The sequence below is a fragment of the Pseudomonas sp. GM84 genome (genome assembly GCF_000282535.1).
Taxonomy (GTDB): Bacteria; Pseudomonadota; Gammaproteobacteria; order Pseudomonadales; family Pseudomonadaceae; genus Aquipseudomonas.
In genome coordinates this window covers 1-22,243 of sequence record NZ_AKJC01000097.1, presented here as the reverse complement: position 1 = coordinate 22,243, position 22,243 = coordinate 1, and the positions used below count along the sequence as shown (strand labels likewise).

Below are 22,243 nucleotides of genomic sequence, written 5' to 3'. Positions count from 1 at the left end.
TGCCGGCGATAGGGCCGGCAAAGCCACCTCAAAGGCTGGCAACGTCCTTGAGCCACTGGATCAGCACCTGCAAGCGCCGTGGCATCGGCTCATGCCGCGGATGAACCAGGTAATAACCCTGCTTGCCCACCTGCAAGAAATCCCCGAACGGCAGCACCAATTCACCCCTGGCCACCCGCTCACGCACCAACTGCTCGCGGCCCATGGCAATACCCGCATGGTGCATGGCCGCCAGGCTGCACAGGTCGGAGCGGTCGAAGGTCAGAAAGCGCGACGGCAGCGCCCGGTGCCAGCCCGCTGCACGCATCCACAACTGCCACTCGGCATCGAAGGCGGCGTTGTCCCAGGCCGCCACATCGTGCAGCAAGGTACTGTCGCCCAAGGCGCCCAGGTTATCCGTAAGGCCCAGCTGCCGTGCGTACTGCGCCGAGCAGACCGGGGCAATCCGTTCGGGCATCAACCGCGTACTGACCAACCCGGGATGTTCGCCGTCCGAATAGCACAGCAGCAGGTCGACCTGGCGCGTGCGGTAGTCGATACGCTCGTTGCCCACGCGGATATCCAGCTGGATATCCGGATAGCGGGCAGTGAAATCGGCAAGCTTCGGCACCAGCCAGCACTGCGCCACCGACGGCCGCACATGGAACGTCAGTTGCCCGGCCACCTGTTCGTCCGAGCGTGCCTGCACCGCTTCGGTCAGCGCGTCCATGGCCTGCTGCATGGTGCGATAGACGCGCTCGCCGTCCTCGGTCAGCACCACCCTGCGCGGCAGGCGCTGGAACAGTTTCAGCGCCAGCTCGTCCTCCAGCCGCGCGATGCGGTGGCTGACCGCACTGGCGGTCAGGCACAACTCATCGGCGGCCCGGGCAAAGCTCAGGTGCCGCGCCGCGACCAGGAAGGTATGCAGGTTGGCCAGGTGGGCACCGCTGAGCTCGCGCATCCCGTCAGCTCCGGCCTTTGGCCAGGTAGGCCGCGTATTCCTCGGCAGGCACCATGCTGCCGCCGGTGCCCCAGACCAGGTGCGTGGCATTGGCCAGGCGCGCCGGCGACAGCGCCATGCGGTCAAGGTAAGGGGCGGCCTGCAACACCCGCACCATGCCCGGCACACCGGCCAGCGCCGAGGGTTCCAGGCGCGCCTGCTCCTGGTCGTGGGCGAGCACCAGCAGGCGGTAGAGCTCCTCGTCGGTCACTGTGTAATAACCGTCGAGCAGACGCTGCATGGCCTTGCCGACGAAGCCGGACGGGCGACCCACCGCCAACCCGTCGGCGGCGGTGACGTTGTCGATGCCGAAGTCCTGCACGCACACTTCATCGTGCAGGCCGGTGTAGACCCCCAGCAGCATGCACGGCGAGTGGGTGGGCTCGGCGAAGAGGCAATGCACATGGTCACCGAACACCAGCTTCAGGCCGAACGCCACACCGCCAGGCCCGCCGCCAACGCCGCAGGGCAGGTAGACGAACAGCGGGTGCTCGGCATCGACCGCGATGCCCTGGTCCTCGAATTGCCGTGCCAGACGCTCGGCGGCCACGGCATAACCGAGGAACAGGTGCGGCGAATTCTCGTCATCGACGAAGTAGCACAGCGGGTCGCCAGCCGCTTGCTGGCGCCCTTGTTCCACCGCCACGCTGTAGTCCGACTGATGCTCGACCACGGTCACGCCGTTGGCGCGCAGCTTGTCCTTCTTCCACTGCCGGGCATCGGCCGACATGTGCACGGTGGCCTGAAAACCGAGCTTGGCACTCATGATGCCGATCGACAGACCCAGGTTGCCGGTGGACCCGACCGCCACCTTGTACTGGCTGAAGAACTGCCGCGCCGGCGCGTCGGCCAGCACCCGGTAATCGCTTTCCAGGGTAATCAGGCCGGCTTCCAGGGCCAGGTCCTCGGCATGCTTGAGGACTTCATGGATTCCGCCACGGGCCTTGATCGAACCGGAAATCGGCAGTTCGCTGTCGGCCTTGAGCCACAGCGCGCCGGCAGGCGCCAGGCCAGCCTCTTGCAGCAAGCTGCGCTGCAGGTGGGGCAGTGGCCGCAAAGGCGATTCGATGATCCCGGCGCTGGCCGCCGTGTCCGGGAACACCGTCGCCAGGTATGGCGCGAAGCGTTGCAGTCGGGCACTGGCGGCCTGCACGTCGGCCGCCGTCAGGCCGACGTCGCCCAGGGCTTCGGCCGCGGGGGCGATGGCGGGGTTGAACCATTGGGTTTCCCGCAGCGCCATCAGGTCCTCGATCAAGGGGTGTGAGGCGCACCATTGAGCTGGGGTTTTTCCGTGAATCATTGCAGGCGCTTCCTGGGGGGCTGTCTGGTCGTTCGCAGGCATTAGAAAACAGCGACCGAGGCCTGGCAAACGATCGCTCGTCAGGACGTGGATGATGCTGCGTCATGTGAAACCCAACGTTAGGGTCAGTCGGCCTGTTGCGCAATCAACGCCAGGCAGCGTTGCACCATCGGACTCATGTCGCCTTTGCGTCGGCTGAGGATGATCGGGCTGACCGCGCTGCTGTCGAGCAGGCTGGCGTACTCGATATCGGTGCGGTGCTGGCGCTGCACCGAGTCCGGCACCAGCGTCACACCGAGGCCAACGGCAACCAGGCCGATGGCGGTCTGCAATTCATTGGCCCATTGGCTGACCTTGATGCTCATGCCGTGGTGGGCGAACAGCGCCAGGATGTGGTCGGCATAGCTGGGCCGGGGGTTGGCCGGGTAGAGGATGAAGGCCTCCCGCGCCAGCTGCGATAGCGACAGGGGCGCGCCGGCCAGGGCATGGCCCTTGGGCAGCACGGCCACCAACGGGTCTTCGCGCAGCACCTGTTGCACGATGGCCGGGTCGTCGATGCGGATGCGGCCGAAGGCGATGTCGATGCGGCCGCTTTTCAGGGCCTCGACCTGTTGCAAGGTGGTCATCTCGCTCAGGCTCAGCTCCAGCTCACTGTCCTGGCGCAGCTCGCGGATCAGCTCCGGCAGCACGGTGTACAGGGTCGACGGGGCAAAGCCGATGCCCAGCCACTGGCGCTGGCCCTGGCCGATACGCCGGGTGTTGTCGCTGATGTTGTCCAACTGCTGCAGCAGGGTGCAGGTCTGCTCATAGAAGAAGCGCCCGGCTTCGGTCAGGCGCAGCGGCCGCTCGCGCACCACCAGCAAGGTACCGAGCTGTTCCTCGAGCTGGCCGATCTGCCGGCTCAGCGGTGGCTGGGCGATGTGCAGCAGCTCGGCGGCGCGGGTGAAGTTCAAGGTTTCCGCCAGGACCTTGAAGTAGCGAAGGTGGCGCAGCTCCATCAGACCTCCTGGGTATGGTGGGAGATTCATTTGATATTGGACGGCCCTCAGGGTCTCGCGCAATGCTTGAATAATCAAGTAAATGTAGTATCGGATCTGCGCCCTGCAGCCCGATTTCACGGGACCCTGGAACCATGACAAACGCCCTGATCGAGCGTATCGACGCGATAATCGTCGACCTGCCGACCATCCGCCCGCACAAGCTGGCGATGCACACCATGCAACAGCAGACCCTGGTGATCCTGCGCCTGAAATGCAGCGACGGCGTGGAAGGCCTCGGCGAGGCCACCACCATCGGCGGCCTGGCCTACGGCTACGAAAGCCCCGAGGGCATCAAGGCCAACATCGACGCGCACCTCGCGCCCGCCTTGATCGGCCTGCCGGCCGACAACATCAACGCCGCCATGCTCAAGCTCGACAAGCTGGCCAAGGGCAACACCTTCGCCAAGTCCGGCATCGAGAGCGCGCTGCTCGACGCCCAGGGCAAGCGCCTGGGCCTGCCGGTCAGCGAACTGCTCGGCGGGCGCGTGCGCGACAGCCTGGAAGTGGCCTGGACCCTGGCCAGCGGCGACACCGCCCGCGACATCGCCGAGGCCGAGCACATGCTGGAAATCCGCCGCCACCGGCTGTTCAAGCTGAAGATCGGCGCCAACCCGCTGGAGCAGGACCTCAAGCACGTGGTGGCGATCAAGCGCGAGCTGGGCGAGCGCGCCAGCGTGCGCGTCGACGTCAATCAGTACTGGGACGAGTCCCAGGCCATTCGCGCCTGCCAGGTGCTGGGCGACAACGGCATCGACCTGATCGAGCAGCCGATTTCGCGCATCAACCGCGGCGGGCAGATTCGCCTGAACCAGCGCAGCCCGGCGCCGATCATGGCCGACGAATCCATCGAAAGCGTCGAGGACGCCTTCAGCCTGGCCGCCGACGGTGCTGCCAGCATCTTCGCCCTGAAGATCGCCAAGAACGGCGGCCCGCGCGCCGTGCTGCGCACCGCGCAGATCGCCGAAGCGGCCGGTATCGCCCTGTACGGCGGGACCATGCTCGAAGGCTCGGTCGGCACCCTGGCCTCGGCCCACGCCTTCCTCACCCTGCGCCAGCTGACCTGGGGCACCGAGCTGTTCGGCCCGTTGCTGCTGACCGAAGAAATCGTCAACGAGCCGCCGCAGTACCACGACTTCCAGCTGCATGTGCCGCGCACCCCGGGCCTGGGCCTGAGCCTGGACGAAGCCCGCCTTGCGCGCTTCGCCCGCCGATAACCGAAAAGGAGAACCCCATGCTGTTCCACGTGAAGATGACCGTGAAACTGCCGGTCGACATGGACCCGGCCAAGGCCGCGCAACTGAAGGCGGATGAAAAGGAACTGGCCCAGCGCCTGCAGCGCGAGGGCACCTGGCGCCACCTGTGGCGCATCGCCGGGCACTACGCCAACTACAGCGTGTTCGACGTGCCCAGCGTCGAGGCGCTGCACGACACGCTGATGCAGCTGCCGCTGTTCCCGTACATGGACATCGAGGTCGACGGCCTCTGCCGCCACCCTTCGTCGATCCATGCCGACGACCGCTGACTTTCATCCGCACAAGAACAAGAGGTACGCAACCATGACCGTGAAGATTTCCCACACTGCCGATGTACAGACGTTTTTCGAAGAAGCCGCAGGCTTCGGCAATGACCAGGGCAACCCGCGCCTCAAGCGCATCATCCAGCGCGTGCTGCAGGATACCGCGCGTCTGATCGAAGACCTGGAGGTCAGCGAGGACGAGTTCTGGCATGCGGTGGACTACCTCAACCGCCTGGGCGGGCGCGGGGAGGCCGGGTTGCTGGTGGCGGGCCTGGGCATCGAGCACTTCCTCGACCTGCTGCAGGATGCCAAGGACGCCGAAGCCGGCCTGGCCGGCGGCACCCCGCGCACCATCGAAGGCCCGTTGTATGTGGCCGGTGCCCCCCTGGCCGAAGGCGAAGTCCGCATGGACGATGGCAGCGAGGAGGGCGTGGCCACGGTCATGTTCCTCGAAGGCCAGGTACTCGACCCCGCCGGCCAGCCGCTGGCCGGTGCCACCGTCGACCTGTGGCATGCCAACACCCGTGGCACCTATTCGTTCTTCGACCAGAGCCAGTCCGCGTACAACCTGCGCCGGCGCATCGTCACCGATGCCGAGGGCCGCTACCGGGCGCGTTCCATCGTGCCGTCGGGTTATGGCTGTGACCCGCAGGGGCCGACCCAGGAATGTCTCGACCTGCTCGGTCGCCACGGCCAGCGGCCGGCGCACATCCACTTCTTCATTTCTGCGCCGGGGCATCGCCACCTGACCACGCAGATCAACCTTTCTGGCGACAAGTACCTGTGGGATGACTTTGCCTATGCCACCCGCGATGGGTTGGTGGGGGAGGTGGTGTTCCGTGAGGGCGGCGAGGGGCGCTATGCCGAGTTGAAGTTCGACTTCCAGCTGCAGAAGGCCCAGGAAAGCGCCGATGAGCAGCGCAGCGGGCGGCCTCGGGCATTGCAGGAGGCCTGACGCACCGCGCTGACTTCTTCGCGGGACAAGCCCGCTCCCACAGGGTCACCGCTGCACCTGAAAACGGCGTCATACCTGTGGGAGCGGGCTTGTCCCGCGAAGCAGGCACCACAAGAACAAGCGCGCCAGCCACCGAGGCCGGCCGATGCCCTGCGCGAGGCCCGATGAAAACCCTGATCAAGGACTGCTCCCTGTCCGCCGTCGTCGCCGGCTGCATCGCGACGATGATTTCCTACGCCGGCCCGCTGGTCATCATCTTCCACGCCGCCGAAGCCGCCGGCCTTTCCCACGGCCTGCTGTCTTCCTGGGTCTGGGCCGTGTCCATGGGCAGCGCCGTATTGGGCGCCGTGCTCAGCCTGCACTACCGCGTGCCGGTCGTGGTCGCCTGGTCGATCCCAGGCTCCGCACTGCTGGTCAGCGCCTTGCCCCAGCTTGGCCTTGCGCAGGCGGTGGGCGCGTACCTGATCGCCAACCTGGTCCTGCTGCTGATCGGCATCAGCGGGGCCTTCGACCGCCTCATCGCGCGCCTGCCCGGTTCGATCGCCGCCGGCATGCAGGCCGGCATCCTGTTCAGTTTCGGCAGCGAAGTATTCCGTGCGCTGCCGCTACAGCCGGGGCTGGTGCTGGCCATGTTCGTCACCTACGTACTGATGCGCAGGCTGCAACCGCGCTACGCCGTGGCCGCAGTGCTGGGTGTCGGCGCCGTCGTGACCTTTGCCAGCGGCGCGTTCCGAAGCGAGGCGCTGGTCCTTGAGCTGGCCTCGCCCCAGTGGATCACCCCGCAGTTCAGCCTGGCGGCGGTCTTCAGCCTGGCGTTGCCGATGGTCCTGGTGGCATTGACCGGGCAGTTCATGCCGGGCATGGCGGTGCTGCGCAATGCCGGCTACGCCACGCCGGCCAGCCCGCTGATCAGCGCCAGCGCCTTGGGCGGCGCGCTGCTGGCGCCGTTTGGTTGCCATGGCCTGAATCTCGCGGCGGTCACTGCCAGCCTGTGCACCGGCTTTGAGGCCCATGAAAACCCGCGTCGACGCTATGTCGCGGCCGTCGCGGGCAGTGTGCTGTACCTGCTGCTGGGCATCGCCGGGGCAACGCTGATGTCGCTGTTCGCGGCTTTCCCTGCCGCGCTGATCGCTGCACTGGCCGGCCTTGCCTTGTACGGCGCCATCAGCGAGGCGCTGGTGCGTAGCCTGGCTGAGCCCCGCGAACGCGATGCCGGGCTGTTCACCTTCCTGGTCACCGCTTCGGGTGTGTCCTTCCTCGGCCTGTCGGCCGCGTTCTGGGGGCTGCTGTTCGGCCTGCTGGCCCATGCGCTGCTCGGCGTGCGCCGGCCACAAACCGTGGAGGCCCTGCGCCGTAACCCCTGAGACCGCCGTATTCCCAACGCTTTACCCATAACAACAAGATCAAGAGAGCTTCGGAATGAACCAAACCCCCTGCGTCGCCATCGGGCTGACCCTGCTCAGCCAACCGCTGCTGGCCGCCGAAAGCGGCTTCTTCGAGGACGCCAAGGCCAGCCTCAGCGCCCGCAACTACTACTTCAGCCGTGATTACTCTGACATTGTCGGCGCCAATCAGCAGTCCAAGGCCCAAGAGTGGGCCCAGGGCTTCATCCTCGACTTCAAGTCCGGCTACACCCCAGGCCCCGTCGGCGTTGGCGTGGACGCGCTGGGCCTGCTTGGCATCAAGCTCGACAGCAGCCCGGACCGCGTCAATACCGGCCTGCTGCCGGTGCACGGCGATGGCCGCGCCGCCGACGAGTACAGCCGCCTGGCACCGACCTTCAAGGCCAAGCTGTCGAAGAGCGAACTGCGCATTGGCGAGTTGCAGCCCAACCTGCCAGTGCTGACCTTCAGCGATATCCGCCTGCTGCCACCGACCTACCAGGGCGTCAGCCTGAGCGCGTCGGAGCTGGAGGGCATGACGCTGCAGGCCGGGCATCTGAGGACGACGCACCTGCGCAACGAGGGCGGCGACGGCAAGATGAACGCCATGCTCGGCCACGTGCCACAGCGCCAGGCCGAGAGCGATGGCTTCAACTACCTGGGGGGCGACTACGCGTTCAATGCCAACCAGAGCAGTGTCAGCCTGTGGTACGGGCAGCTTGAGGACATCTACGCGCAGGGCTTTCTCGGTTTCAAGCACAGCAAGCCCGTGGGGGACTGGGTACTCAGTGCCAACCTCGGCTACTTCACGGCGCGGGAGGACGGTGATGCGTTGCTGGGCAACATCGACAACCAGGCGTTCTTTTCGCTGCTGACCGCCAAGCGCGGTGGCCACAGCTTCCACGTGGGCTACCAGGGCATTTATGGCGACAGCCCGTTTCCGCGGGTGTTCGCCAACATTTCGCCGTTGGGCAACGAGGTGCCGACCTATGAGTTCGCCTACACCGACGAGCGTTCGTATCAGGTGCGCTACGACTACAACTTCGCAGCCATGGGTATTCCGGGGCTGACGGCGACGGTGCGCTATATCACCGGCAATAACGTCGATACCGGGTCGGGTTATGAAGGCAAGGATCGGGAGCGCGACCTGGATATCGGCTATGCGGTGCAGAGCGGGGTGCTCAAAGGGCTGGGGATTCGCGTGCGCAATGCCATGGCGCGGTCCAATTACCGCACGGATATCGATGAGAACCGGTTGACGCTGGTGTACACCTGGCAGTTGTTCTGAGGCATCAGCGGCCCTGTCGCCGGCAAGCCGGCTCCCACAGGAGGATCACAGTTCCCACATATTGTGGTGAACCTGTGGGAGCCGGCTTGCCGGCGATAGGGCCATAAGGTGAACTTGCTATCAGTTGTCACACACCTGCATTTGCACCATCCCACTTCCCAGGGTTAGGTTTCCTACATCGCCCCTTCAGGAAGCCTTCCCTTGGACTCCATCACCCAAGCCGTTCTAGGCGCCGCCCTCCAAGGCACGGTGCTCGGCCGCCTCCAGGGCCGTCGCTCACTCATCTACGGCGCCGCCCTGGGCACCGTGCCGGACCTCGATGTGGTCATCCGCTACGCCGACCCGGTATCGCAGATGACCTATCACCGGGGGTTCTCTCACTCGATCTTCGTCCTGACGGGCCTGGCCTTGCTGCTGGCCGTGCTGGTCGACCGGCTCGGCCGAACGCGCTGGCCCGCCAAGGGCTACACGCTGCCACGGCTGTTCCTGGCCTTCTGGCTGGTGCTGGTGACCCACCCGATCCTGGATGCCTTCACGGTCTACGGCACCCAGTTGTTCTGGCCGCTGCAGTCCACTCCGCTCAGTTGGGCGGCGGTGTTCATCATCGACCCGCTCTACACCGTGCCGCTGCTGGCGGCCGTGCTCTACACCGCGGTCAAGGGCGTGAACGGCAAGGCGCTGCGTTTCATGAGCCTGGCGCTGCTGTTCAGCACCGCCTATCTGGGCTTTGGCCTGGTCGGGCGCATGGCCGCCGAACAGCGCTTCCAGGCTGCCCTCGATCAACAAGGGGTCGCCACGAGCGAAGTGCGTGCCGTGCCGATAGCCTTCAACAGCCTGGTGTGGCGGGTGCTGGCCAAGACCCCGGATGGCTATTACTACGAAGGTGTCAGTAGCGGGTTCGACCGGGAGCCGCCGGAAATGCAGCGCCTGCCGTTGAACCTGGAGGCCGCCGACGAGATCAAGGGCGCCCCCTTGCTGCAGCGCCTGCGCTGGTTCACCGATGACTGGCTGCGCTACGACCAGATCGGCAATGCGCTGGTGGTCACCGACTTGCGCATGGGCATCCCAGGCAACTACACCTTCCGTTTCAACATGGCCCATCGCGACAGCCAGGGGCACTGGGTTGCCGAGACGCCGAGCCGCTGGGTGGGGGCGGGGGTCGGCCCGATGTTCGACCGCCACGACCTGGCCTTGATCTGGCGGCGCATCCTCGATCAGCAACCGCCACTGCCTTTGGCGGCCTGGACGACCCGGTACATGGGCCAGACCGCCGAGCCTGGGCGCTGACGTATGCGCTCGGCGGGGCTGGACCTGGTCAAGTGGGTGGCGATCCTGACCATGGTCGCCGATCATCTGCGGTTCCTGTGGCCGGACGCTGATAGCTTGTTCATTGTCGGACGGCTGGCTTTTCCGCTGTTCTGCCTGGCCATTGCCGCCAACGTGGCGCGCACCCAAGATATCCCTGCACGTTATTTCGGCTGGATGTTCGCCTTCGCCCTCCTGTCCGAAGGGCCCTATAGCTGGCTGGACACAGACACACAGACGTTCAGCGTGATACCGACACTGGCGCTGGGCCTGCTGTTCGCCTGGGGCGTGCAGCATACCGCGCTGTGGGCTCGCCTGACCGGGCTTGCAGCCGCTTTGCTGGGGCTGCTGTGCAGCCAGCAGTTGATGTATGGCCTGCCAGGTGTGCTGCTGCCGGCGGGCTGGTTGCTGGCGCGCCGCCTGGGCGGATTGACCTGGTTGTTGCCCTGCGTGCTGGCGGTGGCGGCCAACCTGACCAACCCCTGGCTGCGCGGGCACCTTCTGGCGCTGCCCACCTTGCTGACGATGGCCGCTGCGCTACTGGCCATCCCCTGCGGTTGCCTGCTGCTGAGGCAAGACCATTGGCGTGTGCCTGCCGTGCGGCGCTGGGGCTACCTGTTCTACCCTGTGCATCTGCTGGTCATCAAAGCACTGATGTGAATCCTTGCAATGCCGCCGATTCGCACCCATCTAAGCGGGTCTTGATTACCTGCAGGAGCCCGTCATGGAACCCAACCGCTTCGGCGACATCGCCGCCTTCGTCAGCGCCGTGAAGGCCGGCAGCTTCACGGCCGCAGCGGCAAGCCTGGGGCTGACCCGCTCGGCCGTGGGCAAGAGCATCGCCCGCCTGGAAGCGCGCATGGCCGTGCGCCTGCTCAATCGCACCACGCGCAAACTCAGCCTGACCGACGAGGGCCTGGTGGCCTACGAGCGCTGGCGGCAGATTCTCGACGACCTCGACGAGGTGGAAAGCACCATGGCCCTGCGCCGTGGCAAGCCCACCGGAACCCTGCGCCTGACCGCGCCGCTGTCGTTCGGCCAACGCCATGTGCTGCCGATTCTCGATGACTACCTCAAGCAGTGGCCGGCGCTACGTGCCGACATTCGCTTCACCGACCGGTTCGTCGACCTGGTGGAAGAGGGCGTGGACGTCGCGGTGCGCATCGGCGTGCCCAAGGAAGACTCGCAGTTACTGACCCGCACGGTAGCATGGCAGCAGTTCGTCACCTGCGCTGCGCCCGACTACCTGCGTCAGCACGGTGTGCCACAGGTGCCGGCGGACCTCTACGCGCATGACAAGATCACCTTCCTGTCGGGCGAAAAGTCGATGCCGTGGCGTTTCCACAGCGCCGAAGGGCTGCACCTGTGCGAAGAGCCCGGGCGGCTGAACATCGACAGCTCCGAGGCGATGCTCGACGGTGCCAGAGCCGGTTTCGGCCTGATTCACCTGCCTACCTACATCACCGGCGACGACCTGCGGGCCGGCACGCTGGTGGAGGTGCTGCACAGCTACAGGCCCCCTGCGGACCCGATCCGGGTGGTGTACCCCAGCAAGCGGCACCTGTCGCCGCGGGTACGCGGATTCATCGATCTGCTGGTGGCGACCTGGGAGCAAGGCGTGCCCTGGGAGGACTGATTGGGGACTGCACGGACCGTATGTGGGGCCTGAAGCCGGGTTTATCCCAGGCGAACCAGCGCGGAAACTGGCGTCACCGATAATCCATCTGGAGACCCCATGACAGCCCTGTCCGTACTGGATCTGGTCATGATCGGCGAGGGCAAGACCTTCGCCGACGCGATCGAAGAATCCCGCCAACTGGCTCGCCATGTCGAGCAGCTTGACTACAGCCGCTACTGGATCGCCGAGCACCATGACATGCCCGGTATCGGTTCGGCCGCCACGTCGCTTGTGATCAACGAGATCGCCAACGCCACGCAACAGATCCGTGTCGGTGCCGGCGGCATCATGCTGCCCAACCATGCACCGCTGGTGGTCGCCGAGCAGTTCGGCACCCTCGACACCCTGCACCCTGGCCGTATCGACCTGGGCCTTGGCCGCGCGCCCGGTACCTCCGGGCCGACCGTGCGCGCCTTGCGCGGCGCCGCCCCGGAGCGTGATTTTGCCCAGGACATCGCCGAACTGCGCGACTACCTGGCCGACAACGGCAAGCGCCAGGTGCGCGGCGTGCCTGGTACGCATGAAGTGCCGGTGTGGATCCTCGGCTCCAGCCTGTTTGGCGCCGACCTTGCTGCCAAGTTGGGCTTGCCTTATGCCTTCGCCTCGCACTTCGCCCCGCGGTTCTTGCTGCAGGCCATCGCCCATTACCGGGGGAATTTCCAGCCGTCCGCACAGCTGGCCAAGCCCTATGTGATGGTGGGGGTGAATCTGTTTGCCGCCGCCAGCGACGCTGAAGCCGATTACCATGCCAGTTCGCATCGCAAGTGGATGCTGGACCTGCACGTCGGCCGTTCTGGCCTGCTGCCCAGTCCCCAGGAAGGGTATGTCGAAAGCCTGCCAGCCCAGGAACGCGCGGTACTTGATCAAGTGATGGCCTGCACCATCGCCGGTGGTCCGGCGCGGGTAAGGGAAGGGCTGCGTTCGCTTTTAGCGCAGACGCGTGCCGATGAACTCATGATCGATTGCCGAATTCACGATCCGCTGGCACGTTTACGCTCACATGCGTTTGCGGCCCAGGCCTTGAACTCATTGGGCTGAGCGGTCGGTGCGGGAGGGTTGGGTAGTTGCCCCGAGAAAATGTCAGTGGCATCTTTTGCATGAAAGGCTGATTCTGACAGGGCCGAGACTTGTCAGGTAATGCGAGTACAGCCGAGGCAACACGCAGCCAGTAACCGAGGATTCAGCGCATGTCCAACAGACAGACCGGAACCGTTAAATGGTTCAACGATGAAAAAGGCTTTGGCTTCATTACCCCGCAGGGTGGTGGTGACGACCTGTTCGTTCATTTCAAGGCCATCGAGTCAGAGGGTTTCAAGTCCCTGAAAGAAGGCCAGACTGTCAGCTTCGTTGCTGAAAAGGGGCAAAAGGGTATGCAGGCCGCTCAAGTACGTCTCGAGTAGTCGACAGCTTCAAGAGGAGGGGCCCTTGCGGGCCCTTTCTTGTTTTCGACTGTCCCGCCCTGAAACTGCTGGAAATGCCAGCAGCCCCTCGGCCTCGTTTGCATAGTCGAATTGCGGGCGGTGCTCCTTCGATCAGCTACGCGCCAACCGCCCACCGACGAAATGCACCACATCGTTGAACCCAGGCGTCGAGGCATGCCCCGGCGTCACCAGCGAGTCGATGAAGGCTTCATCTTCTGCGGTGATCTTCACCTCCAGCGCCCCGGCGTAGGTATCCCACTGCGCCTCGGTGCGCGGCCCGACGATCGCCGAGCTCACCAGTTGGCTGTTAATCACCCAGGCAATCGCGAACTCGACCATGCCCACGCCCTTGGCCTGCACATGCGCCTGAATCTGCTGGGCAATGGCCAGCGACTCCTGCCGCCACTCCACTTCCATGATGCGCTTGTCCTGGCGCGCCGCGCGGCTGCCGGCTTCGGGCGCCACGCCCGGTGCATACTTGCCGCTGAGCACGCCACGGGCCAGCGGGCTGAACGGCACCACGCCCAGGCCATGGCAGGCGGCAGCGGTGAGCTGTTCGGGCTCGGCCTGGCGGTTGACGATGTTGTACAGAGGTTGGCTGACCACTGGCTTGGCCACGCCCAGGCGTTCGGCGATGTTGCAGATCTCGGCGATGCGCCAGCCGCGGTAGTTGGACACGCCCCAGTAGCGGATCTTGCCCTGCTGCAGCAGGTCACCCATGGCCCGCACCGTTTCTTCCAGCGGCACTTTGTGATCTTCACGGTGCAGGTAATAGATATCCAGGTAGTCCATGTCCATGCGCGTCAGCGTGGCGTCGATGCCATTGAAGATGTGCTTGCGCGACAACCCGCTGCGGTTGGGCAGGCCATCGGTCGGCCCCATGCCGACCTTGGACGCGACGATCCAGTCCTGGCGATGGCGTGCCACCGCCTCACCGACGATTTCCTCGGAACGGCCAGCGTTGTACACATCGGCGGTGTCGATGAAGTTGATGCCCTGGTCCCAGGCCTTGTCGATGATGCGCAACGAATCCTCGGTGCTGGTCTGTTCGCCGAACATCATGCTGCCAAGGGTGAGCGCGGAAACTTGCAGGCCGCTGTGGCCGAGGGGGCGGTAGATCATGCTGGAACATCCTGTGCACTGAGGTGGAAACGTCTGTTTTACACACAAGCGCCGTCCTTTTAAAGGGCGGCGCTTGTGGGTGGAACGGCGGCTTCAACCGATCAGTTCGAGGGCCTGCTGGCGGCTCAGCGGCCGCTTCATCCGTTGCGACAACAGCGCCATGGCATCGGAGTAGCCCTTGGCGATTACCGCCTCCACCTGCTCGCCCACGCACTGCAAGGCAATGAAGTCGCCTTGCTCCGGCGCCCCGACGAACACGATGTCGTCCCAGTGCTGCGCATGCCCCAGCACTTCATAGGTCCGCCCGTGCTGGTAGGTCCAGAAGAACGGCACGTCGGCATAGCGGCGCTGTTGCCCGAGCATGTTGGCCGCGGCGATCACCCCGTGTTGTTGCGCCAGGCGCCAGTGCTCGATGCGCACCGGGTGGCCGGCGAGCGGAAAACGGGCGATATCGCCGGCGGCCCACAAGCCGTCGGCAGCCCGCAGTTCGGCATCCACCTGCAACGCGCCATCGGCGTGCAACGGCACACCCTGGACGAAGGCCGTGGCGGGTTTGACCCCGGTGCCCAGCAGCACCAGTGCCGTAGGCAGCGTTTCGCCATTGGCCAGCAGCACGGCGTCTACCTGGCCCTCACCGCAGAAACGCACCACCTCGGTAGGGCCATGGAACACCACGCCCTTGCGTTCGTGCACCTCGCGGATGCAACGGCCGATACGTTCGCCCAGCTGTTTCTCCAGCGGCACCTGATGGCGGCTGACCACATGCACCTGGGCGCCATACTTGCGCAGGGCCGAGGCGGCCTCCAGGCCGATGAAGCCGTCGCCGACGATCACCACTGGTTGGCCCGGCTCGGTCGCATCGAGCAGGCGCGCGGCATCCTCACGCGAGCGCAGCGTCATCACGCCCGCCAGGTCGGCACCGGGGATGTCGGGGCGTTGCGGTTTGCCGCCGGTGGCCAGCAACGCGGCGTCGTAGTCGATGCGCTGGCCGTCGGCCAGGGTGATCTGGCGCTTGCTCGCATCCAGCGTGCGCACCTTGCCGACGCGCCGTTCCAGTTGGCCCTGGCGCAACTGATCAGCCTCCAGCAGGGCCGGCACTTCGTCCACGGGCATTTGCCCCGCGATCACGAATTTGCTCAGTGCCGTGCGGTCGTAGGCAGGTTGGCGCTCCTGATCGAGCCAGATCAGCTTGCCGGCAAAGCCGTTCGCCAACAGCGTGGCAACTGCCGCCGAGCCCGCAGCACCGGCACCGATCACGACAAAGCAGCGGGCATCACTGTGGCGGGGTGAGTCGGCGCGTGCCAGCGGCTGATCATCGACCCAGACCTGGCCATCCTTCACCCATGCCTTGTAGCGGCGCAGGTCGACCAGCGCTGGCGGTTCGCACACGGCCCCTTCGTCGACGGCAAAGGCCGCCTTGTGCCAAGGGCACACCAACAGGCCGTTGCAGACCACGCCTTCTTCCAGCGGGGCACCGGCATGCGGGCAGTTGGCCTGGTAGGCATGCACCTGGTCGCCCTGGCGAATCAGGATCAGTTCTTCGTTGCCAGCCTGGACCCGCAGAGGACGCTTGGGATCGAGCTGTTCGAGGCGGGCCACGGCGTGCTGGGTCATGGAGGTTCTCCAAAGGGGGCTTTGGAACCATTTGACGCCTGGGCTTTGGAAGGGATGCGTTGATCTGACGATCGGCGATTGGGCCGGAACATGTACCGGTAGGGACACTGTGGGAGCGGGCTTGTCCCGCGAAGGAAACACCGCGGTGGATGGCCAGGGCTTCGCCCTGGTTCGCGGGACAAGCCCGCTCCCACGGGATTTCTGTGTTGCCTGCAATATCGGGTGTCGGCGAAAGGGCCGCAAAGCGGCCCCTTTTTACTTCAACTGGCCCGAACAGCCTTCAACGCACCCGCCCGGGTAACCCGCAGGGCCACCAGGCTACCCAGCACGATCAACGCTGCCAGCGAATACAGCGCCGCATCGGTCGAACCGGTCTGGTCCTTGATGAAGCCCACCAGGTACGGGCTGAGGAACCCAGCCATCTGCCCCACCGAGTTGATGATCGCCAGGCCCGCCACGGCGGCGCTGGCACTGAGCAGCGCGGTCGGCATCGGCCAGAACATCGGCAGGCCGGTGAGCGCGCCCATGGTGGCGATCGACAGGCCAAGGATGGCGATGGTCGGGTTGCCGGCGAAGTTCACCGCGATCAGCAGGCCGAGCGCGCCCATCAGCATCGGCACCACAAGGTGCCAGCGGCGCTCGTTGCGCAGGTCCGCCGAGCGGCCGCAAAGGATCATGAACACCCCGGCCAGCAGGTACGGAATGGCGCTCAGCCAGCCGATCAGCAGCGGGTTGTCGAAGCCCATGTTCTTGATGATCGACGGCAGCCAGAAGTTGATCGCGTAGACGCCGCTCTGGATACAGAAGTAGACGAAGCCGAAAGTCCAGATCAGCGGGTTGGTCAGCACGGCCAGCACGCTGTCACCGGTAGTGCTGGGCTTGCTCGCAACGTCGGCCGCAAGGTCGGCGGCAATCAGCTGGCGTTCGGCCGGGCTCAGCCAGGCGGCTTTCTGGTAGCCGTCGCTGAGCAGGCCGATGGCCAGGAAGCCCAGTACCACGGTCGGCACGCCCTGGATCAGGAACATCCACTGCCAGCCGGCCAGGCCGTGTTGCCCGGCAGCGAAGTGTTCGAGGATCCAGCCGGAGAATGGCCCACCCAGCAGGCCCGAGACCGGGATCGCCGACATGAACAGGGCCATGATGCGGCCACGACGGTCAGCCGGGAACCAGCGCGAAAGGTACAGCACCACGCCCGGGAAGAACCCGGCCTCGGCGGCGCCGGTCAGCAGGCGCAGGGTATAGAACTCGGTGGGTGTGGTGACGAACAGCAGGCAGGTGGACAAACTGCCCCAGACGATCATCATCGCCGCGATCCAGCGCCGTGGGCCGAAGCGGTTGAGCGCCAGGTTGCTGGGCAGGCCGCAGAGCACATAGCCGATGAAGAAGATGCCGGCGCCAAGGCCATAGACAGTTTCGCTGAACTTCAGTGCATCGAGCATCTGCAGCTTGGCGAAGCCGACGTTGACGCGGTCCAGGTAGTTGAACAGGTAGCAGATGAAAATGAACGGAATCAAGCGCAGCGTGATGCGCCGGTATAGCGCGTTGCGGGTGCTCTGGGTGCCTTGGTCAGGGGCAGGGCTGTGTGCCATGATCGTGATCTCTGTTGTTATGGTTGTCGCCGCGTCGCCTGTGCCGGCGCTCACCGTGACGAGTCTCGGGGAGTGCGACGCGCCTGTCTTTGTGCTTTTGCACAGCGTATCGTGCGGGCCGCTGTGCCTCAGAACAAAACCTAACACGCCATAGGATCGCTCAATGTTCGAACTGGACCATGACCTGGCGCAGGATATCGTCAATCGGGCGATGGCCATCTTGCCGTGCAACGTCAATGTCATGGACAGCCAGGGGCTGATCCTGGGCAGTGGCGAGCCGGAGCGCATCAACACTCGCCACGAGGGCGCCCAGCTGGTTCTGGCCAATGGCCGCATCGTCGAGCTCGATGCCGATGCGGCCAAATGCCTCAAGGGCGTGCAGCCTGGGGTCAACCTGCCGTTGATGCTCGATGGTCGACTGATCGGCGTGCTCGGCCTGACCGGGGAGCCGCAGCAACTGCGCACCTATGGCGAACTGGTACGCATGACCGCCGAGATGCTCCTTGCCCAGCGCCACCTGCAGGTGGAGCAACAGTGGCGGCGCCAGCGCTGCGATGACCTGCTGGCCCTGCTGCTGGGCGGCACGGGTGATTCGCCGCGTTTGCTGGACGAGGCCCAGCAACTGGGGCTCAAGCCACAGCTGCCCCGCGTGCCCTGCCTGTTCGAACTGCGTGCCGGGCCGCCTAGCGAAACCTTGGCGGCCTGGTTGATGAACCGCTACCCCGACAGCTGGTGCGTCAGCCCCGCGCGGGATTCGCTGCTGTGGTGCCGCCCGGCCGGGCCGGTGCTGGACGAAGAACGGCTGGTCGAGCGCCTGCTGCGCAGCGGTTGGGAGGTCCAGCGCCTGGCCCTGGGTAACCCGGCGCAAAGCCTGGAGCAGCTGCGCCGAGGCTATCGGCGGGTGCGCGACCTGCTGGCCTACGGGCGCGAAGTGCTGCCCGATCAACAGCTGCTGAGCCTGGCCCGCTACCGCCTGCCGGCGCTGCTGTGGCGTCATCGCAACGAAGATGCGCTGGATGAGCTGCTGGAACCGCTGCAGCGCATCCGCGCCAAGGACGCCAGTGGGCAATTGATCGCCACCTTGCGCGCCTGGTGCGCACACGATGGCCAGAGCCAGGCCTGCGCCGATGCCCTGGGCATCCACCGCAACAGCCTGCGCTACCGCCTGGAACGCATCAATGAACTCAGCGAAGTCGACCCGTTGCGCCTGGAAGGGATGTTGAGCCTGTACCTGGGGCTGCAGTTGTTGCCGGCGGATTGAGCGGCGCTCAATGGCATTTGCCCAAACAACCGGCTGGGCATTTTGTGCATCCGACCGAGGCCGTCCAATCCGGTAGCTGTCAGCATGCCGCTATCTGCTCAGGAGAAGCCCCATGAAAATCGTCATCGCCCCCGACTCGTTCAAGGACAGCCTCGACGCCGCCGGCGTCGCCCGCGCCATCGCCGCAGGCCTGGCCGAGGCCTTGCCGGAGGCTGAGCTGGTCGAGTGCCCGATGGCCGATGGCGGTGAAGGCACCATGGAGGCCATCGTCGCCGCCAGCCACGGCCAATTGCGCCGCCAGACCGTGCGCGGGCCGCTGGGGCAGAACGTGGAGGCCGGCTGGGGTTGGTTGGCCGAGAGCCGCACGGCGATCATCGAGATGGCCCAGGCCAGTGGCATCCAGCTGGTGCCCAGCGGGCAGCGCGATGCCTGCCGCAGCAGCACCTGGGGCACCGGTGAGCTGATGGCGGCCGCCCTGGCTGCCGGCGCCCAGCGCATCGTCCTGGCGATTGGCGGCAGCGCCACCAACGACGGCGGCAGCGGCATGCTGCGCGCCCTGGGCCTGCGCTTGCTGGATGCCGACGACCAACCCCTGGAAGAGGGCGGCCTGGCCCTGGCCCGCCTGGCGCGCATCGATGCCGGCGACCTCGACCCACGCCTGGCCGAGGTTCAGATCGAAGTGGCGGCCGACGTCGACAACCCGCTGTGCGGCCCCAACGGCGCCTCGGCGATCTTCGGCCCGCAAAAGGGCGCGAACCCCGAACAGGTGCAGGCGCTGGACCAGGCGCTGAGCCATTTCGCCGATCACTGCGCACAGCTGTTGGGCGAGGATGTGCGTGAGTTCCCCGGCTGCGGTGCGGCGGGCGGCATGGGCTTTGCGGCCAAGGCGTTCATGGGCGCCCAGTTCCGCCCTGGGGTCGAGGTGGTGGCCGAACTGGCCGGGTTGGATGCCTTGGTAAAAGGCGCGGACCTGGTGATTACCGGCGAAGGGCGCTTCGATGCCCAGACCCTGCGTGGCAAGACGCCGATGGGCGTGGCACGGGTTGCCAAGCGTCATGGGGTGCCGGTGGTGGTGCTGGCGGGGACATTGGGGGAGGGGTATCAGCAGCTGTATGCCCAGGGTATCGATGCTGCCTTCGCCCTGGTTAGCGGGCCGATGAGCCTGGAGCAAGCCTGTGCAAACGCCGCGACGTTACTGCAAGCGCGTGCCAGCGATATCGCCCGGCTCTGGCGTAGCGCCAAACGGCCTTGAAGCGCTGGGGCATTACCGCCGATGGCGCATCTTTCCGGGCTGATGCGGCTTTGCAAATACAATAAATATCTTTGTCTGATATCAGACGATAAACAGGAACCCAATCGACAGCTATCGGTTGGGTTTTCCTGTTTATGAATCAGAATAAACGGTAGAGACTGCTGAATAATACTTTGCAACTATCACCGCCACTCGCAAATTAATATTTTACTTGCGCCCTCCGCTCGCCAATTCTCAGCGCCACTTTTTCGAGAGGGGCGAGTCGATGTTAGTTCACAGCGACCAGGATTACGGTGTGCTGAAGGCCGCACAGCGCGAGCTTGAGCAGCAAGTTGGGCATATTCCCGACACCGATTTTTATCACCGCAAGTTGCAGGCCGTCTGGGGGCGCGCGCAACAAAGCGCCCACTATGCACCTATCGGCGACTACAGTTTCGCGGCATTCGAACAATTGCCGCCGACACCCAAGGCGTTGCTCAAGGCCCAGCCATTGAACTTCTGCACGGTGCAACTTGGCGAAGCCGCCAAGTACTACGCCACCACCGGCACCACCGGCGAGCCGACGCCGACACCGCGGCTCAAAGAGGACATCATCTGGAACGCGGTCAGCGTCGCCAGCCACTGGCGCTCGGTGCTGCGCCCCGGCGCGCGGGTGGCCAACCTGATGCCCTCGGACATTGTTCCGGTGGGTGACCTGATCGCCAACGTCTGCGAATACCTGGACATATCCCACGTGCGGCTATACCCGTTCACCACGGGTATCACCGACTGGGAGCGGGTGTGCAGCACCTTCGCGACCTACCGGCCCAGCGTGATGTTCATCGCCCCCGGTGTGCTGGTGCAGCTGACCCGCTACCTGAAACAGCGCGAGCTGTTGCAGGCGTTCGCCGAGTCGGTGCACTCGATCATGCTGCTCGGCGAGGTCAACACCCAGCCGTTCCGTGAGCGCCTGGCCCGTTGGTGGCAGTGCGAGGTGTTCGACGCCAGCTACGGCAGTACCGAAACCGGCACCCTGGCGGCGCTGGGCGATGATCAGCAGATGCGCCTGGCCACCGCGACCAACTATTTCGAACTGCTGTTGCCCGACGGCCGATTGGTCACCCCGGCGCAAGGCCTGACCGGCCGGCTGGTTGTCACGCCACTCAACCTTTATGCGCGCCCGCTGCTGCGCCTGGACACCGGTGACAGCGTAACCATCACCGCGCCATGGGAGCCCGGTAGGGCGAGCCCGACCGTGCTGATCAACGGGCGCGACAACGACAGCATTGTCGTGGGCGGTGTCGGTCTGGAGATCCGTGCGGTCGAGGAGGTGGTGTACGGCACCTGTGATGCCACCGGCTATGTCATCGAAGTCGATCGCCGCAGCGACAGCGCCGCGCTGATTCTCGAGCGTGACGTGAGCTGGGACAGCAGCCAGGAACCCCACCTGCAAGCCCGATTGATCGAACGCTCCGTGCAACAGATGGGCCTGCGCTGGAGCCGTGTGCTGTTCGTCAACAACCTCTCCGCCCTGAACAAGAGCGGCGCTTCGCAAAAGAGCTGGAAGAAGACCAACCTGCGTTTTGTCGGGGGCCAGCAATGACGCCACCGCGCTTTCCGCAAGGGCAGGGCATGGTCAACGGCCAGCCTGATTTGTGGTGCACCTATGCAGCGATACGCACCTTGGCCTGGACCGAAAGGCTTGAGCAGGTCGACGCTCCGGCATTGCAGGCTTACATCCAGTCCCGGCGCAACCGCGATGGCGGCTTTGCCTGGAGCAAGGGCATGCCGTCCGACGCCTGGGCAACGTTCTACTGCACCGAAACGCTCAAGGACCTGGGTGTTGCTGTCGAGCGCAGCGACCAGACCGCTGCCTGGCTCCATACACTGTTCGATGGCGATGCGTATGCCATGTGCCCTGGCCAGACGGCAGACGTCTGGGCCAGCCACTATGCGCTGCGCACCTTGATCGAGGTGTGCCAGGGCCAGGTGCTGGACACCGCACCCTTGTATACCTGGCTGGAGGGCCTGCAATGCGCCAACGGCGGCCTGAGCTGGTCGGCCGATTTCGCCCGGCGCAACCTGGCCGACACCCGCGCCTGCTTCTACGGCGTGATGGCGGCGCGTGCCCTGGCACGTCAAGGGCTGCCAGCGCCGCAATGGGACCTGCCGCAGCTGATCGGCTGGCTGCAGGCGCAGCAGATGGACTGTGGCGGCTTTCGTTTCAGCGAAGCCGCAGACGTGCCGTGCCTGTGGGCGACCTATCGCGCCACGGCCAGCCTCGCGGCATTGCAGGCGCAACCGTTGGGTCGCCAGCGCTGCGTCGCGTGGATCGACGGCTTGCGCGGCCCGAGCGGTGCCTTCGTGCGCTGGGCCGGCTACGACGGCGAGGATGTCTGGGCTGCCTTCTGCGCGGTGGGTTCGCTCAAGGCGCTGGGCGAGCCGGTTGCGCACCTGGCCGATGACGTGGCAGCGTTCATCGCCACCTTGGCGATGCCCCAGGGCGGCTTCACCTATCGCCAGGCAGACACGGCCGCCGATGTCCTCACAACGGCGGCTGCC

Annotated in this window: 20 protein-coding genes; 14 read left to right on the top strand and 6 right to left on the bottom strand. The window is 65.4% G+C overall.

From position 1 onward, the window contains the following. Positions 1–28: 28 nt before the first annotated feature. The 3 genes from dsdC to PMI38_RS08555 all read right to left on the bottom strand — a co-directional run bounded on the left by dsdC (position 29) and on the right by PMI38_RS08555 (position 3,277). A complete protein-coding gene (gene dsdC / locus PMI38_RS08565; RefSeq protein ID WP_008092790.1) occupies positions 29–940 on the bottom strand; it encodes a DNA-binding transcriptional regulator DsdC in 912 nt (303 codons plus the stop codon). 4 nt (positions 941–944) lie between these two features. Beyond that, positions 945–2,279 carry a D-serine ammonia-lyase gene (locus tag PMI38_RS08560; protein WP_008092788.1) on the bottom strand — a complete coding sequence of 445 codons (1,335 nt, stop codon included), beginning with the start codon at positions 2,277–2,279 and terminating at the stop codon, positions 945–947. Positions 2,280–2,404: 125 nt separating this feature from the next. Further along, entirely contained in the window at positions 2,405–3,277 is an 873-nt protein-coding gene (locus tag PMI38_RS08555) for a LysR family transcriptional regulator (RefSeq protein ID WP_008092786.1), read from the bottom strand. A 134-nt stretch (positions 3,278–3,411) separates the two neighbouring features. Here PMI38_RS08555 and PMI38_RS08550 point away from each other — a divergent pair, with 134 nt between their 5' ends. The 10 genes from PMI38_RS08550 (at position 3,412) to PMI38_RS08505 (ending at position 12,843) form a co-directional block, all read left to right on the top strand. Then, a complete protein-coding gene (locus PMI38_RS08550) occupies positions 3,412–4,533 on the top strand; it encodes a muconate cycloisomerase family protein (protein WP_008092783.1) in 1,122 nt (373 codons plus the stop codon). Positions 4,534–4,550: 17 nt separating this feature from the next. Next, positions 4,551–4,841, top strand: coding sequence for a muconolactone Delta-isomerase (gene catC, locus PMI38_RS08545; protein WP_008092782.1), 291 nt, complete (start codon positions 4,551–4,553; stop codon positions 4,839–4,841). A gap of 34 nt (positions 4,842–4,875) precedes the next feature. Continuing rightward, complete coding sequence (catA, locus tag PMI38_RS08540) at positions 4,876–5,790, top strand: catechol 1,2-dioxygenase (protein WP_008092780.1); 915 nt, start codon at positions 4,876–4,878, stop codon at positions 5,788–5,790. A gap of 164 nt (positions 5,791–5,954) precedes the next feature. Next, the gene (locus PMI38_RS08535; RefSeq protein ID WP_008092778.1) at positions 5,955–7,154 is read left to right on the top strand and encodes a benzoate/H(+) symporter BenE family transporter; all 1,200 of its coding nucleotides are present in this window, start codon (positions 5,955–5,957) and stop codon (positions 7,152–7,154) included. 55 nt (positions 7,155–7,209) lie between these two features. Then, positions 7,210–8,460: an OprD family porin gene (locus PMI38_RS08530; RefSeq protein WP_008092775.1), complete on the top strand. Its 1,251-nt coding sequence runs from the start codon at positions 7,210–7,212 to the stop codon at positions 8,458–8,460. A 201-nt stretch (positions 8,461–8,661) separates the two neighbouring features. Continuing rightward, a complete protein-coding gene (locus PMI38_RS08525; protein ID WP_008092774.1) occupies positions 8,662–9,747 on the top strand; it encodes a metal-dependent hydrolase in 1,086 nt (361 codons plus the stop codon). 3 nt (positions 9,748–9,750) lie between these two features. Next, on the top strand, positions 9,751–10,425 hold the full coding sequence (locus tag PMI38_RS08520; RefSeq protein ID WP_008092772.1) for a TraX family protein: 675 nt from the start codon (positions 9,751–9,753) through the stop codon (positions 10,423–10,425). Between the two features lie 64 nt (positions 10,426–10,489). Next, complete coding sequence (locus PMI38_RS08515) at positions 10,490–11,401, top strand: LysR family transcriptional regulator (RefSeq protein ID WP_008092770.1); 912 nt, start codon at positions 10,490–10,492, stop codon at positions 11,399–11,401. A 99-nt stretch (positions 11,402–11,500) separates the two neighbouring features. Next, on the top strand, positions 11,501–12,481 hold the full coding sequence (locus tag PMI38_RS08510; protein WP_008092768.1) for an LLM class flavin-dependent oxidoreductase: 981 nt from the start codon (positions 11,501–11,503) through the stop codon (positions 12,479–12,481). 149 nt (positions 12,482–12,630) lie between these two features. Continuing rightward, positions 12,631–12,843, top strand: a complete 213-nt coding sequence (locus PMI38_RS08505) for a cold-shock protein (RefSeq protein WP_008092766.1) — start codon at positions 12,631–12,633, stop codon at positions 12,841–12,843. A gap of 132 nt (positions 12,844–12,975) precedes the next feature. On the opposite strand, the gene PMI38_RS08500 is transcribed toward PMI38_RS08505, so the two are convergent. The 3 genes from PMI38_RS08500 to PMI38_RS08490 form a co-directional block, all read right to left on the bottom strand. After that, positions 12,976–13,986 (bottom strand): aldo/keto reductase, encoded by a 1,011-nt coding sequence (locus PMI38_RS08500; RefSeq protein ID WP_008092764.1) that lies wholly within the window; start codon positions 13,984–13,986, stop codon positions 12,976–12,978. A gap of 93 nt (positions 13,987–14,079) precedes the next feature. After that, positions 14,080–15,600 (bottom strand): FAD-dependent oxidoreductase, encoded by a 1,521-nt coding sequence (locus PMI38_RS08495; RefSeq protein WP_008092762.1) that lies wholly within the window; start codon positions 15,598–15,600, stop codon positions 14,080–14,082. Positions 15,601–15,860: 260 nt separating this feature from the next. Then, the gene (locus PMI38_RS08490) at positions 15,861–17,189 is read right to left on the bottom strand and encodes an MFS transporter (RefSeq protein WP_008092759.1); all 1,329 of its coding nucleotides are present in this window, start codon (positions 17,187–17,189) and stop codon (positions 15,861–15,863) included. Between the two features lie 163 nt (positions 17,190–17,352). Here PMI38_RS08490 and PMI38_RS08485 point away from each other — a divergent pair, with 163 nt between their 5' ends. The 4 genes from PMI38_RS08485 to PMI38_RS08470 form a co-directional block, all read left to right on the top strand. Then, positions 17,353–18,450, top strand: a complete 1,098-nt coding sequence (locus PMI38_RS08485; RefSeq protein ID WP_008092757.1) for a sugar diacid recognition domain-containing protein — start codon at positions 17,353–17,355, stop codon at positions 18,448–18,450. Between the two features lie 112 nt (positions 18,451–18,562). Continuing rightward, positions 18,563–19,702, top strand: coding sequence for a glycerate kinase (locus tag PMI38_RS08480; RefSeq protein WP_008092754.1), 1,140 nt, complete (start codon positions 18,563–18,565; stop codon positions 19,700–19,702). A 265-nt stretch (positions 19,703–19,967) separates the two neighbouring features. Next, positions 19,968–21,284, top strand: coding sequence for an AMP-binding protein (locus PMI38_RS08475; protein ID WP_008092752.1), 1,317 nt, complete (start codon positions 19,968–19,970; stop codon positions 21,282–21,284). Continuing rightward, positions 21,281–22,243: prenyltransferase/squalene oxidase repeat-containing protein (locus PMI38_RS08470; RefSeq protein ID WP_043273264.1), on the top strand; the 963-nt coding region annotated here is incomplete at its 3' end. The genes PMI38_RS08475 and PMI38_RS08470, both read left to right, overlap by 4 nt.

Bases quoted from the DNA above. Each gene is read 5' to 3' on its own strand.
- PMI38_RS08505 (WP_008092766.1), top strand. From the start codon at position 12,631: ATGTCCAACAGACAGACCGGAACCGTTAAATGGTTCAACGATGAAAAA.
- catC (WP_008092782.1), top strand. From the start codon at position 4,551: ATGCTGTTCCACGTGAAGATGACCGTGAAACTGCCGGTCGACATGGAC.
- PMI38_RS08485 (WP_008092757.1), top strand. From the start codon at position 17,353: ATGTTCGAACTGGACCATGACCTGGCGCAGGATATCGTCAATCGGGCG.
- dsdC (WP_008092790.1), bottom strand. From the start codon at position 940: ATGCGCGAGCTCAGCGGTGCCCACCTGGCCAACCTGCATACCTTCCTG.
- PMI38_RS08495 (WP_008092762.1), bottom strand. From the start codon at position 15,600: ATGACCCAGCACGCCGTGGCCCGCCTCGAACAGCTCGATCCCAAGCGT.
- catA (WP_008092780.1), top strand. From the start codon at position 4,876: ATGACCGTGAAGATTTCCCACACTGCCGATGTACAGACGTTTTTCGAA.
- PMI38_RS08555 (WP_008092786.1), bottom strand. From the start codon at position 3,277: ATGGAGCTGCGCCACCTTCGCTACTTCAAGGTCCTGGCGGAAACCTTG.
- PMI38_RS08480 (WP_008092754.1), top strand. From the start codon at position 18,563: ATGAAAATCGTCATCGCCCCCGACTCGTTCAAGGACAGCCTCGACGCC.
- PMI38_RS08490 (WP_008092759.1), bottom strand. From the start codon at position 17,189: ATGGCACACAGCCCTGCCCCTGACCAAGGCACCCAGAGCACCCGCAAC.
- PMI38_RS08500 (WP_008092764.1), bottom strand. From the start codon at position 13,986: ATGATCTACCGCCCCCTCGGCCACAGCGGCCTGCAAGTTTCCGCGCTC.
- PMI38_RS08520 (WP_008092772.1), top strand. From the start codon at position 9,751: ATGCGCTCGGCGGGGCTGGACCTGGTCAAGTGGGTGGCGATCCTGACC.
- PMI38_RS08510 (WP_008092768.1), top strand. From the start codon at position 11,501: ATGACAGCCCTGTCCGTACTGGATCTGGTCATGATCGGCGAGGGCAAG.
- PMI38_RS08515 (WP_008092770.1), top strand. From the start codon at position 10,490: ATGGAACCCAACCGCTTCGGCGACATCGCCGCCTTCGTCAGCGCCGTG.
- PMI38_RS08530 (WP_008092775.1), top strand. From the start codon at position 7,210: ATGAACCAAACCCCCTGCGTCGCCATCGGGCTGACCCTGCTCAGCCAA.
- PMI38_RS08560 (WP_008092788.1), bottom strand. From the start codon at position 2,279: ATGATTCACGGAAAAACCCCAGCTCAATGGTGCGCCTCACACCCCTTG.
- PMI38_RS08550 (WP_008092783.1), top strand. From the start codon at position 3,412: ATGACAAACGCCCTGATCGAGCGTATCGACGCGATAATCGTCGACCTG.
- PMI38_RS08475 (WP_008092752.1), top strand. From the start codon at position 19,968: ATGTTAGTTCACAGCGACCAGGATTACGGTGTGCTGAAGGCCGCACAG.
- PMI38_RS08535 (WP_008092778.1), top strand. From the start codon at position 5,955: ATGAAAACCCTGATCAAGGACTGCTCCCTGTCCGCCGTCGTCGCCGGC.